Raw genomic sequence first — 12,529 nt, forward strand, 5'->3', positions numbered from 1 at the left:
TCATGAACGCTGCCTTGCTGGCACTGTGCGCCGGTGTCAGCGCCAGCGCCCTGGCCCACAACCCGATGTGCGAGTGCAAGGCCATCGATGCCGAGCAGATCAAATGCACCGGTGGTTTCTCCGACGGCAGCGGCGCGCCGGGGGTGACCCTCGATGTGATCGGCTACGACGAAACCATCCTGGTGCCAGGCAAGCTCGGCGCCGATTCGACCCTGACCTTCAAGAAACCCGGCGCCGAGTTCTACGTGCTGTTCGACGCCGGCCCCGGCCATGTGGTCGAAATCGACCAAGCGGATATCGAAGCCCCATGACCACGCCGACCACTCAAATCGTGCGCCCTGCCGGCGCCGGCCATGAAACCCTCAATGTGCTGCTGATGTGTCTGCTGATCCTCGCGGTCGCCGGCTCCGTGGTGGCATGGCGCGGTGTTTCCTACGAACCGGAGCCAGTTTCCGGCCATCAACTCGACGCCCGCCGCGACCTCGGCGCCAGCGAGCAAGGCATCTACGCCGACCTGCGGGTGACTCTCGACGAAATCCACCTGTTGCGCGAGGAACAGCAAGCGCTGCCAACCCCGCAGAACCTTGCGGATGAAGGTTTCGCGCCGTTCGCCCAGGACGCCAGCTCGATCAGCCGCGGCGGCCATGCCTGGCAATTGCTGGCCAATTCCGCCTACTTCGGCCATAGCCAGGCACCGGCCGTGGCCGGTTCGTTTCTGATGCGCCTGAACGACGCCGCGCCGGACATCTGGCTCAACCGCGCCACCGATGTGCAAGCGCCGACAGACCTGTCCGACGCGGCACTGACCGCTGCCGGATGGAAACAGATCGTCGCGCAATTCGATGCCGGGGTGACCCGCGAACATCGTCATTGAACCCTCGCCTTCATTCGAGAGAAGACCGCTTGCCCATGCCTAGTTCATCTCAACGCCGCCCCTTCCTGCGCCTGCTGCTGATCGGCCTGTGCGCCTGCCTGCTGAGCCCGCTGGCCAGCGCCGATCCGGCCAAACGCCTGCGCATCGGCATCACCCTGCACCCTTATTACAGCTATGTGGCGAACATCGTCGGCGACAAGGCCGACGTCGTGCCGCTGATTCCTGCCGGCTTCAATCCGCACGCCTACGAGCCGCGCGCCGAAGACATCAAACGCATCAGCGGGCTGGACGTGATCGTGCTCAACGGCGTCGGCCATGACGACTTCGCCGACCGCATGATCGCCGCCAGCGAAACGCCGGACATCAAGACCATCGAAGCCAACGAGAACGTGCCGCTGCTGGCCGCCACCGGAGTCGCCGCGCGCGGTGCCGGCAAAGTGGTGAACCCGCACACCTTCCTGTCGATCAGTGCCTCGATTGCCCAGGTCAACAACATCGCCCGGGAGCTGGGCAAGCTCGATCCGGACAACGCCAGGACCTACACCCAGAACGCCCGCGCCTACGGCAAACGCCTGCGGCAGATGCGCGCCGACGCCCTGGCCAAGCTGACCCAGGCACCGAACGCCGAACTGCGGGTTGCCACCGTTCACGCGGCTTACGACTACCTGCTGCGCGAATTTGGCCTGGAAGTGACGGCGGTGGTCGAGCCGGCCCACGGCATCGAGCCGAGCCCGAGCCAATTGAAGAAAACCATCGATCAACTGCGGGAACTGGACGTGAAAGTGATCTTCTCCGAGATGGATTTCCCCTCCACCTACGTCGAGACCATCCAGCGCGAATCCGGTGTGAAGCTGTACCCGCTGTCGCACATTTCCTATGGCGAATACACCGCCGACAAGTACGAAAAGGAAATGACCGGCAACCTCAACACCGTGGTTCGGGCGATTCAGGAGTCCGGCGCATGACTTCTAAAGAAAACCATATCGCCCGGGATATCGAGCACCCTGTGGGAGCGGGCTTGCCCGCGAAGGCGTCCGGACAGCCAGCATCATTGCCGGATGACACACCGCATTCGCGAGCAACCTCGCTCTCACACGTATCAGGCCCGACTTTGGATTTTTCTGAGGTCAGCCTGACACTCGGGCGCACCACGATTCTGGACAAGGTCAGCTTCCAGGTGCAGCCCGGCCACGTGCATGCGCTGGTCGGCCCCAACGGCGGCGGCAAGAGTTCGTTGATCAAGACCCTGCTCGGGCAGATGCCCCATCAGGGCCGGCTCAGCCTGCAATGGCCCGGCGAGCCCGGCACCATCGGCTATGTGCCGCAGGCGCTGGAATTCGACCGAGGCCTGCCGATGACCGTCGACGACTTCATGGCCGCCATGTGCCAGCGCCGCCCGGCGTTTCTCGGCCTGAGCAAACGCTATGCGGGCGCCATCGGTGATGCGCTGGAGCGAGTCGGCATGCAGGACAAGCGCAAGCGCCGGATGGGCGCGCTGTCCGGTGGTGAACGTCAGCGAGTGCTGCTCGCCCAAGGCCTGATCCCCGCCCCGCAACTGTTGGTGCTGGATGAGCCGATGTCGGCCCTCGACGAAGCCGGAATCCAGGTGTTCGAACGCCTGCTCGGCGACTGGCGCGCGGCGGGCATCACCGTGCTGTGGATCGAACACGATCTGGAAGCCGTCGGGCGTCTGGCCAACCGCGTCACAGGCCTCAACCGCCGGGTGCTGTTCGACGCCACGCCGCAACAGGCCCTGACCCCGGAACGTCTGCTGACCCTGTTCTCGACCCATCCACGGAGCGCTGCCTGATGAGTTACGAAGCCTTTCGTTTGATGGTTCAGGGCTGGGCGTCGTCCGGTTACCTGCCGGAAGCGCTGGCCTATGGTTTCGTGGTCAATGCGCTGCTTGCCGGTTTGCTGATCGGCCCGGTGCTGGGTGGCCTCGGCACGCTGGTGGTGGTCAAGCGTTTCGCGTTCTTCTCCGAGGCGGTGGGTCATGCGGCACTGACCGGCGTGGCCATCGGCATTCTGCTCGGCGAGCCCTACACCGGGCCGTACGGCAGCCTGTTCGGCTACTGCCTGCTGTTCGGCATTCTGCTCAATTACCTGCGCAACCGTACAGGACTGGCACCCGACACGTTGATCGGCGTGTTCCTCTCGGTGTCTCTGGCGCTGGGCGCCAGCCTGCTGCTGATCCTCGCGGGCAAGATCAACGTGCACATTCTGGAAAACGTACTGTTCGGTTCGGTGCTGACGGTCAACGGCAATGATCTGGCGGTGCTGGCCATCGTCGGTTCGCTGGTGATGGCGCTGGCGTTGCCGCTGTACAACCGCATCATGCTTGCGAGTTTCAACCCGCAATTGGCGGCTGTGCGCGGCGTCGCCGTGAAGACCCTGGATTATCTCTTCGTGATTCTGGTGACGCTGATCACCGTCGCGGCGGTAAAAGTCATCGGCGCAATTCTGGTCGGCGCCCTGCTGGTGATTCCGGCGGCCGCCGCGCGCTTGCTCAGCCAGTCGCTCAAGGGCTTTTTCTGGTGTTCGGTGCTGATCGCCACGGTCAGCACGCTGTGCGGGATTCTCGCGCCCATCGTCTTCGATCTGCCGATTCCGTCCGGCGCCGCGATCATCCTCGTTGCCGGTATCGGCTTCGCCCTCGCTGCCATTGCCCGGGGCGTCGTCCCCAGTCTGAAAGGGAACCTTGGATAAATGTCTTTTTCATTGCGACATCTTGCCCTGGCCATCGCCCTCAGCGGCGCTGTCTCCAGCCCATTGCTGGCCGCCGAAAAACCCGTGCGCGTGCTGGCCTCGCTGCCGATCACCTATGGTTTGGGCGAAGTGCTGCTCAAGGGTACCGACATCAGCCTCGAACGCGCGGCGCCGGCGAATCTGCCGGGCAGCCGTCAGTCCGCGTACTTCACCGGGCGCGGCGCTCCGGCACTGGACAAACTGGCCAGCGGCGCCGATGCAGTGATCGGCGTGCGCTCGCTGTGGGCCGATGACCCGCTGTACCCGATGGCCCGACGCAGCAACATCCGCATCGTCGAAGTCGATGCCGCCCGCCCGGTGGACGGCGCCCTGCCCGGCATTGCCGTGCAGCCGGGGCTCAAGGTCGATGGCCTGAACAGTCAACCGTGGCTGGCCAGCAATAACATGGGACGCATGGCCGACGTGATGGCGGCGGACCTGGTGCGTCTGGCACCGAAGGACAAACCGAAGATCGAGGCCAACCTGGCGGCGCTGAAACAGCGCCTGCTGAAACTCAGTGCCGACAGCGAAGCGCGTCTGGCCAGTGCCGACAATTTGAGTGTGCTCAGCCTGAGCGATCACTTCGGCTATCTGATCGGCAGCCTGAATCTGGAGTTGATCGGACAGGATCCGAGGCCGGATGCCGAATGGACGCCGGAAGACCTGAAAAAACTGACTGCAACGCTCAAGGACAACGACGTGGCGGTGGTGCTGCACCATCGGCAGCCGTCGGACGCGCTGAAAGCGGCGATTGCCGAGTCGGGTAGTCCGCTGCTGGTGCTGAGCACCGATGCGGCGGATCCGGTGGCTGAGCTGGAAGGGAATGTGGATGCGCTGCTCAAGGGTTTGAGCGGCGCGTAACACCGAACCTCCGGACATGAAAAAACCCGCTGACTGTTTCCAGTCCAGCGGGTTTCTTTTTGGCAGAAGACTTACTGTGCAGCCGCTTGCGCTTCCATCTTCTGGCGCAGGCTCAGCGGGCGCATGTCGGTCCAGACTTCTTCGATGTAGGCCAGGCATTCTTTCTTCAGGCCGCTCTTGCCCACGGTGCGCCAGCCTTCCGGGATGGCCTTGTAATCCGGCCAGATCGAGTACTGCTCTTCGTGGTTGACCACGACTTGAAAGAGGATGTCCTCGCGGTCGAATACTGACGTCATGCTGTGTCTCCATCGTTGTAGGGGTGGGCTGCACGGTGGGTGCAGCCGGGTATGTAGAAGGAACGTTCGGCGCGGCGAAAAATTTACAGGGCGGCAGTCGCGGCGCTCAGCGCCCGGCCGAAGATCTCGGCGACGCGGTCGATTTCAGCGGCGGTGATCACCAGCGGCGGCAGGAAGCGCACCACCGCACCATGACGCCCGCCCAGCTCCAGAATCAGCCCGCGCTTGAGGCATTCACGCTGCACCAGCGGCGCCAGACGTGCGAAGGCCGGTGGATGACCCAGTGCATCCGGTGCACCGTCCGGATCCACCAGCTCGACACCGAGCATCAGGCCACGACCGCGAATGTCGCCCAGTTGCGGGAAGTCACGCTGCAGAATATGCAGATGCTCGCTCAGGCGTTCGCCCATGGCGGCGGCGTGTTCGCAGACCTTGTTTTCGACCAGGTAACGCATCACGGCAGAACCGGCGGCCATCGCCATCTGATTGCCACGGAAGGTGCCGGCGTGGGCGCCCGGCTGCCAGGTGTCGAGCCAGTCGCGATAGACCACCACCGCCAGCGGCAGGCTGCCGCCGATGGCCTTGGACAGCACCACCACGTCCGGGATGATGCCGGCGTGCTCGAAGGCGAACATCTTGCCGGTGCGGGCGAAGCCGCTCTGGATCTCATCGACGATCAGCGCGACGCCGGCCTTTTCGGTGATACGACGCAGACCGCGCAGCCACTCGATGTCCGCCGGGATCACCCCGGCCTCGCCCTGCACCGCCTCGACGATCACCGCCGCCGGCAATTGCACACCGGCCTCCGGGTCATTGAGCAGGTTTTCCAGGTAACTGAGGTTGGCCTTCACGCCCGCCGCGCCACCGAGACCGAACGGGCAACGGTAGTCATAAGGGAACGGCATGAACTGCACGCCGTTGCTGAGCAGCGCGCCCAACGGCTTCTTCGGCCCCAGGCTGCCCATCAGGCTCAACGCGCCCTGGCTCATGCCGTGGTAACCGCCGGAGAACGACAGCACGGTGCTGCGGCCAGTGGCGGTACGCACCAGTTTCAACGCGGCTTCCACCGCGTCGGTGCCGGTCGGGCCGCAGAACTGGATTTTCGCTTCCTTGGCCAATGCTGGTGGCAGCAACCCGAACAGATCCTGAACGAATTGATCCTTCACCGGCGTGGTCAGGTCGAGGGTGTGCAGCGGCAATTCATCGGCCAGCACTTGCTGGATGGCCTCGATCACCACCGGGTGGTTGTGCCCCAGCGCCAGGGTGCCGGCACCGGCCAGGCAATCGATGAAGGTGCGGCCTTCAACGTCTTCGACATACAGACCCTTGGCACGCTTCAGCGCCAGGGGAATGCGTCGCGGATAGCTGCGGGCATTGGATTCCTGCTGGCTCTGGCGGGCCAGCAACGGCGATTCATTGAACTGATACAGCGTTTCCGCCGGCGCGGAGGCGATCCGGGCCGACGACTCTTCGATAAGGCTGGTGGCGACTGACATCTCTCGACCCCTCAATTCGCTATGGATAGTGACCAAAACTGCACACCGCACAGGTGCGCGTTCCGGTCCCGGGGCGCACATGCAGGTTTTCCTGTTCTGGAAACGCACCAGCACGTCGAGGATTTACACCCTTGAGCGAGTTGTCATGCCGACAGCGGCAGCGACTTGTGCATCGGCAGGCTGTGCATGCCGTGGCGAATGAGCGGCGGCGCCGATTCGCGATAACCCAAACGCCGATAAAAGGCTTCACCGGTGCGGGTGCTAGTGAGCACGGAACGGGCGCTGCCGCGAGTCAGCAGCCAGCCTTCAAGGTCAGTCATCAGCGCCCGGCCGACGCCCCGGCGAAACCATTCCGGCTGCACATGACACAGCGTGATATCGCCATTGGCCAGCGCCATGCCGACACCGACCGGACGGTCCTGCAATAACGCAATGTTCAGATAGCGCTGCGGGTCGGCCAGCCAGGCGCTGATGTGTTCCGTCGATTGCTGACGAATCCAGGCGTCTACGAGGTGTGGATCGTTACGATGATCGAGTGCGCAACCGACGCGAATCGAACGCTCGACGATGCGGCTGATGATGCCGGTATCGGCCGCAGTGGCCGGACAAATGTAGATGGATGCATCCATGGCGCTGTTTCCCTCAATCCATTGAGTCAAAGGCTGGGGCGACAATAGCGGCGCGCCCGGCGAATGACCAATGAAGAGAAGTTACATTTGATGTGCCCGACTCAGACCGGTTGCAGCGGCATGGTCAGCTCGACCCGCAAGCCATCCGGGCGACTGTCGAAATGCAGGGTGCAGGCACAGCGCTGGACAATCGCCTGGACAATCGCCAGCCCAAGCCCGCAGCCGGTGCTCTGGCCGTTGCGCCAGAAGCGTTGGGTCAGATGTTGCAGATCGTCCGGCGCAATCCCCGGTCCATGATCGCGAACGACGAAGCGCACGCGGTTGCCGATGGTTTCCAGGCTCAGTTCCACGGCGCCTTCCGTCGGGGTATGGCGCAGGGCGTTATCGAGCAGATTGCGCAAGGCCGCGATCGACAACACCGCTGGCATTTGCAGCGGTGCGCTGGACAGTTTTTCAGGCAGATGCAGTTTGATCCGCTGCCGCTCGTCGCTGGCAGAGTCCTGAATCGCCAGTCTCGCCACTTGTTCGGCGCTGCACTGCACGCCGTCGTCGAACGACAGACTGCCCTCGACCCGGGCCAGCAACAGCAATTGCTCGAGGGTTCGGTGCAGGCGGTCGGCGCCCTCCTCGGCCCGGGCCAGGGACTGATCGCGGGCGCTGCCGTCGGTCATGCGCGCCACTTGCAGGTGGGTCTTGATCGCCGTCAGCGGACTGCGCAGTTCATGGGCGGCGTCACCGGTCAGGCGACGTTCGCGCTCGATGGTCTTGCCGATTCGCTGGAACAGCTGGTTCTGGGTTTCAAGCAGCGGTTTCAGTTCGCTGGGGAATGACTGCAACTGCAACGGCTCGAGGGAGTCGGCGTTGCGGCGCATCAAGGCTTCACGCAAGCGATTGAGCGGCGCCAGCCCCTGGCCGATCCCCAGCCATAACAGGCACAGGCAGCCAAGCAGCGCCACACCCACCGGCACCGAAGCCGCCAGCAGGATCGACATGTTCAAGGCTTCGCGTTCGATCACCCGGTCGGCGGTGGTAATGCGCACATCGCCCCGGGCCAGGGTGAACGTGCGCCAAGGTGCACCGTCGATCATCTGATCGTGGAAGCCCATTTTCTGAGCTTCCAGTGCCTGTTCCGGGTTGTTGTGGCTGCGGGCGAGGATCTCGCCACGCAACGAGCTGACCTGGCAGGCCATGCCGCCGGGAATGTTCAGTTGCTCGGCGCTGAAGTGAGTGCCCTCGCCTTTGCTCGGTATCGCCGGCAATTGCTCCAGCAACCCGGCGACCATCCGCGCCGAGGCCACCAGTCGCTGGTCGAGGGAAAACATCATCTGGTTACGCAGGTCGCTGAGCATCCAGGCAGCCGCCAGGGCCCAGATCAGCGCGAATGCGGCGCCTAGGGTCAGGCTCAGGCGCAGGCGCAGACTCATCACTTGTCAGGTTCTCCACCATCGGCCGGGCCCAGGCGATAACCGAGACCACGCACGGTTTCGACGATGCCTTTGCCCAGTTTGCTGCGCAGGTGATGGATGTGCACGTTGAGGGCATTGCTCTCCAGTTCATCGCTGAAACCGTAGACGCTGTCCTTCAATTGCTCGGTGGACAGCACCCGGCCACGGTTGTGCAGCAGGGCTTGCAGCAGGGATTGTTCGCGACGGGACAGATCCACCGAACGGCCGGCCAACGTGGTTTCACGGCTGCTCGGGTCGTAGGTCAGCGCGCCGTGCTCGATCAGGTTGACGCTGCGCCCGGCCACCCGGCGCAACAGGGTTTGCAGTCGGGCAAACAATTCACGCAGGTCGAACGGCTTGAGCAGGTAATCGTCGGCGCCGGACTGCAGGCCGTCGACCCGGTCGGTCACCGAGTCCCGCGCGGTGAGGATCAGTACGGGAATTTCCAGACCTTGCTGGCGCAGTTGCTGCAACAGTTTGAGGCCATCTTCGTCCGGCAGGCCGAGGTCGAGCACCATCACGTCGAATTCGGCAACCTTGAGGATCGCCCGGGCCTTGGAGGCGGTGTTGACGTGTTCGACCGTCAAGCCCTGGGCCGTCAGCCCGGCGACGATGCCGCTGGCGATCAACTCATCGTCTTCGCAAACCAGTACGTGCATGGTGAGTCCCGTAGAAAAATGCCGATTAGGCGGTTGGCCGATTAAGCTGACATTATGCCCCGAACGCCACAGCGACAAGGGTGCCGCGGTTAATCATCGGTTAATCGCCGCCGCCCATTGTGCTCATCACTTGCACAGGGACAAGGCTCCTCCATGCGTCATATTTTTTTGTTGTTTGCACTGTTGATTTCGGGTCTGGCCCAGGCAGGGAACGACCCTTTTGCGACAAAACCGGAATTTCTCCCGGTCGACAAGGCCTTCGTGCTGACGTCCGAACGTCTGGATTCCGGCGAAACCCAACTGTTCTGGCAGATCACCGACGGTTACTACCTGTATCAGAAACGCCTGAAATTCGACGGATTGGCGGCGGAGAACGCCCCGACTCTGCCCGAAGGCGAATCCCACAGCGACGAGTATTTCGGTGAGCAACAGGTCTATCGTCAGGGCCTCGAACTGAAGATACCGGCGACGGCCAAAGGCCAGATCAAGGTCAGTTATCAGGGATGCGCCGACGCCGGCCTGTGTTATCCGCCGCAGACCCGCGTGATCGATCTCGGTGGCAAAGCGGCCGCTGCAGCAACGGATGAGGCGCAGGATCAAGCGTTGGCCAGCGGTCTGCAACAACACTCGTTGGGCTGGAGTCTGCTGGTGTTCTTCGGTCTTGGCCTGCTGCTGGCCTTTGCACCGTGCTCGTTGCCGATGTTGCCGATTCTTGCCGGTATGGTGGTCGGCAGCGGTGCCACACCGCGTCGTGGTTTCGCGCTGGCCAGCAGCTATGTGGTTTGCATGGCGCTGGTGTATGCGGCAATGGGCGTGATCGCCGCGCTGCTGGGAGCGAACCTTCAGGCCTGGTTGCAAAACCCGTGGCTGCTCGGAACGTTTGCGGCGGTGTTCGTGATTCTGGCACTACCGATGTTCGGCTTCTTTGAACTGCAATTGCCGGTGGCCGTACGTGATCGACTGGAACACGCCTCGCGCAGTCGCAGCGGCGGCAGCCTGGTCGGCGCGGGTGTGCTGGGCGCGCTGTCCGGCCTGCTCGTCGGCCCATGCATGACTGCGCCACTGGCCGGTGCCCTGCTCTACATCGCGCAAAGCGGCAACGCCCTGCACGGCGGCTTGATCCTGTTTGCACTGGGCATCGGTATCGGCATCCCGCTGTTGGTGCTGGTGACGGTCGGCAATCGTTTCCTGCCGAAACCCGGCGCGTGGATGAACCTGCTCAAGGGCGTGTTCGGCTTCCTGTTCCTGGGCACGGCGGTGTTGATGCTGCGCCCGGTGCTGGACTCTTCACTGTGGCTCGCACTGTGCGGTGCGCTGCTGCTGATTGCGGCCTACAGTGCGTGGAAACAGTCTGAAGGCTTCGGCCGGGTCGCCCAATTGTTCGGCGCCAGCTCGCTGTTGCTGGGACTGTGGGGCAGTTTGCTGGTGGTGGGTGCAGCGGGCGGTAGCGATGATCCGTTTCAGCCGTTGCAGGTGTATAGCGCCGGACGCACCGGCACTGCTGCACCGAACGGTCATGAAGCGTTCATTACGATCAAGGATCCAGCGGCCCTGCAACGCGAACTCGACACCGCCAAGGCTCAGGGTCAGTGGGTGTTGCTCGATTACTACGCCGACTGGTGCACGTCGTGCAAAGTCATGGAGAAAAAGGTGTTTGGCCAGGCGCGGGTGATGCAGGCCCTGAGCGATGTACGTCTGCTGCGACTCGACGTCACCGATGAAAACGCCGCCAGCCGCGAGCTGCTCGGCCGCTACAAGGTGCCAGGGCCACCGAGTTTTGTGTGGATCGGCACCGACGGTGAAGAGCGCCGCAGCCAGCGCATCACCGGCGAGGTCGATGCCGACACCTTCCTGCAACGCTGGACCACCACCCGAGATGCCCGTTAATGCTGACCTTCACCCTCGGCACCTTTGCCATTGCGCTCAACCACCTGCTGCTGATCAGCGCCCTGGCGCTGGCGACCTTCGTCGGCTGGCGGGTGGCCAAGCGCGGTGGCGATAACCCCGAGTCGGCACTGTTCAGCCTGTTCCTGCTGGGCATGCTCGCGGCACGCATCGCCTTCGTCGCCGTGTACTGGGGTCACTATCGCAACGATCCGTGGCAGATCATCGACCTGCGCGATGGCGGCTTTCTCGCCTGGCCGGGGGTGATCGTGCTGGTGCTGGCGGCGCTGTATCGCGGCTGGCGCCGGCCGGGTTTGCGTCGACCGCTGGGTTTTGGCGTGATCAGCGGTGTGGCGTTCTGGGTGCTGGCGACCCTGTCGCTGAACATCTATGAACAAGGCACGCGCCTGCCGGATATCACCCTGCGCAACGCCGCCGGTGAAACCGTGAAACTCGCCGACTATCAGGGCGGCCCGCTGGTGATCAACCTGTGGGCCACCTGGTGCCCGCCATGTCGCCGGGAAATGCCCGTATTGGAAAACGCCCAGCAGCAACGCCCGGACCTGACGTTCCTGTTCGTCAACCAGGCCGAAAGCATGCAAAGCGTCGCCACTTTTCTCGAAACCCAGGGCCTGAGCCTGAACAATGTACTGTTCGACCGCAGCGGGCATCTGGGTCAGGCCGTGGGTTCCATGGCATTGCCGACTACGCTGTTCTATAGCCCTGACGGCCAATTGCTGACCAGCCATCTGGGCGAGTTGTCGAACGCCAGTCTGGCCCGGGCCCTGGAAAACTTCGACATCCCGAATCCGACTACGAACGCCGCACCGGCCACCTCTGCAAGGAAACTGCCATGCCCCGCCTCCGCTACCTGCTGACGCTGTCTCTGGGCGCCGCCCTGCTGCACTTGCCGTCGGTGCAGGCCGCTGAAGAATTGCCTGAAGCGATCAAGAAAATCGAAGCCAAGGGCGCGAAAATCGTCGGCCAGTTCGACGCCCCCGACGGACTGCGCGGTTACGCCGCGCAATACCAGAACCGTGGCATGGCCCTGTACCTGACGCCGGACGGCAAGCATGTGTTGCTGGGCAACCTGTACGACGCCGACGGCAACGACCTGAGCAGCGCGCCGCTGCAAAAACTGGTGTACGCACCGATGGCCAAGGAAGTCTGGGCCAAGTTCGAGGCGAGCAACTGGATTCAGGACGGCAAAAAGGACGCACCGCGTACTGTGTACCTGTTCAGCGACCCGAACTGCCAGTACTGCAACATGTTCTGGGAACAGGCCCGCCCCTGGGTCAAGGCCGGCAAGGTGCAGTTGCGGCACATCATGGTCGGCATCATCCGCGAAGACAGCCCGGCCAAATCCGCTGCGCTGCTGGCGGCCAAGGACCCGGCCAAGGCCCTGGACGATCACGAGAAAGCCGGCAAGTCCAGCACGCTCAAGGCCATGAAGGATATTCCGGCCGCCGTGCAGACCAAACTCGCAGCGAACATGCAGTTGATGGAAGACCTGGAATTGCAGGCCACCCCGGCGATCTTCTACATGGACGACAAGGGTGAGCTGCAACAACAGCAAGGCGCGCCGACGCCGGACAAACTGGCGAAGATTCTCGGGCCGATGTAACGATTGGCGGCTC

General features: G+C 63.3%; 14 protein-coding genes. 9 read left to right on the forward strand and 5 right to left on the reverse strand.

All coding sequences use genetic code 11. The features are described 5' to 3' along the window. The first annotated feature begins 2 nt into the window (after positions 1 to 2). Genes DLD99_RS19715 through DLD99_RS19740 form a run of 6 tightly spaced genes read left to right on the forward strand, consistent with a single transcriptional unit; the run spans position 3 to position 4,483 of the window. Positions 3 to 311 (forward strand): hypothetical protein, encoded by a 309-nt coding sequence (locus DLD99_RS19715; protein ID WP_167443799.1) that lies wholly within the window; start codon positions 3 to 5, stop codon positions 309 to 311. Then, positions 308 to 874, forward strand: coding sequence for a DUF6162 family protein (locus DLD99_RS19720; RefSeq protein WP_114884473.1), 567 nt, complete (start codon positions 308 to 310; stop codon positions 872 to 874). Before DLD99_RS19715 ends, DLD99_RS19720 begins: the two co-directional genes overlap by 4 nt. A 35-nt stretch (positions 875 to 909) precedes the next feature. Further along, positions 910 to 1,839 carry a metal ABC transporter substrate-binding protein gene (locus DLD99_RS19725; protein WP_114884475.1) on the forward strand — a complete coding sequence of 310 codons (930 nt, stop codon included), beginning with the start codon at positions 910 to 912 and terminating at the stop codon, positions 1,837 to 1,839. After that, the gene (locus DLD99_RS19730) at positions 1,836 to 2,684 is read left to right on the forward strand and encodes a metal ABC transporter ATP-binding protein (protein WP_114884476.1); all 849 of its coding nucleotides are present in this window, start codon (positions 1,836 to 1,838) and stop codon (positions 2,682 to 2,684) included. The genes DLD99_RS19725 and DLD99_RS19730 overlap by 4 nt, the downstream gene beginning before the upstream one ends. After that, positions 2,684 to 3,583, forward strand: coding sequence for a metal ABC transporter permease (locus tag DLD99_RS19735; RefSeq protein ID WP_114884478.1), 900 nt, complete (start codon positions 2,684 to 2,686; stop codon positions 3,581 to 3,583). The genes DLD99_RS19730 and DLD99_RS19735 overlap by 1 nt, the downstream gene beginning before the upstream one ends. After that, on the forward strand, positions 3,584 to 4,483 hold the full coding sequence (locus DLD99_RS19740; protein ID WP_114884480.1) for a metal ABC transporter substrate-binding protein: 900 nt from the start codon (positions 3,584 to 3,586) through the stop codon (positions 4,481 to 4,483). It abuts the gene before it with no gap. A gap of 71 nt (positions 4,484 to 4,554) precedes the next feature. Here the strand turns inward: DLD99_RS19740 and DLD99_RS19745 are convergent, their stop codons facing one another. The 5 genes from DLD99_RS19745 to DLD99_RS19765 form a co-directional block, all read right to left on the reverse strand. Beyond that, positions 4,555 to 4,779 carry an MbtH family protein gene (locus DLD99_RS19745; RefSeq protein WP_011335246.1) on the reverse strand — a complete coding sequence of 75 codons (225 nt, stop codon included), beginning with the start codon at positions 4,777 to 4,779 and terminating at the stop codon, positions 4,555 to 4,557. 83 nt (positions 4,780 to 4,862) lie between these two features. Continuing rightward, positions 4,863 to 6,275 carry an aspartate aminotransferase family protein gene (locus DLD99_RS19750; RefSeq protein ID WP_114884481.1) on the reverse strand — a complete coding sequence of 471 codons (1,413 nt, stop codon included), beginning with the start codon at positions 6,273 to 6,275 and terminating at the stop codon, positions 4,863 to 4,865. 143 nt (positions 6,276 to 6,418) lie between these two features. Further along, a complete protein-coding gene (locus tag DLD99_RS19755; protein ID WP_114884483.1) occupies positions 6,419 to 6,904 on the reverse strand; it encodes a GNAT family N-acetyltransferase in 486 nt (161 codons plus the stop codon). A gap of 101 nt (positions 6,905 to 7,005) precedes the next feature. Then, complete coding sequence (locus DLD99_RS19760; RefSeq protein ID WP_114884485.1) at positions 7,006 to 8,328, reverse strand: ATP-binding protein; 1,323 nt, start codon at positions 8,326 to 8,328, stop codon at positions 7,006 to 7,008. Next, entirely contained in the window at positions 8,328 to 9,008 is a 681-nt protein-coding gene (locus DLD99_RS19765; protein ID WP_114884486.1) for a response regulator, read from the reverse strand. The genes DLD99_RS19760 and DLD99_RS19765 overlap by 1 nt, the downstream gene beginning before the upstream one ends. 153 nt (positions 9,009 to 9,161) lie before the next feature. On the opposite strand from DLD99_RS19765, the gene dsbD reads away from it, so the two are divergent. From dsbD to dsbG, 3 genes are read left to right on the forward strand one after another with little or no spacing between them, the layout of a single operon-like run. Beyond that, complete coding sequence (dsbD, locus tag DLD99_RS19770; RefSeq protein WP_114884488.1) at positions 9,162 to 10,895, forward strand: protein-disulfide reductase DsbD; 1,734 nt, start codon at positions 9,162 to 9,164, stop codon at positions 10,893 to 10,895. Then, the gene (locus DLD99_RS19775; protein ID WP_114884490.1) at positions 10,895 to 11,770 is read left to right on the forward strand and encodes a TlpA disulfide reductase family protein; all 876 of its coding nucleotides are present in this window, start codon (positions 10,895 to 10,897) and stop codon (positions 11,768 to 11,770) included. The genes dsbD and DLD99_RS19775 overlap by 1 nt, the downstream gene beginning before the upstream one ends. Then, entirely contained in the window at positions 11,746 to 12,516 is a 771-nt protein-coding gene (gene dsbG / locus DLD99_RS19780; RefSeq protein ID WP_114884491.1) for a thiol:disulfide interchange protein DsbG, read from the forward strand. Before DLD99_RS19775 ends, dsbG begins: the two co-directional genes overlap by 25 nt. Positions 12,517 to 12,529: the final 13 nt, after the last annotated feature.

It is taken from the genome of Pseudomonas kribbensis (assembly GCF_003352185.1).
In the GTDB taxonomy this organism is placed as follows: domain Bacteria; phylum Pseudomonadota; class Gammaproteobacteria; order Pseudomonadales; family Pseudomonadaceae; genus Aquipseudomonas; species Aquipseudomonas kribbensis.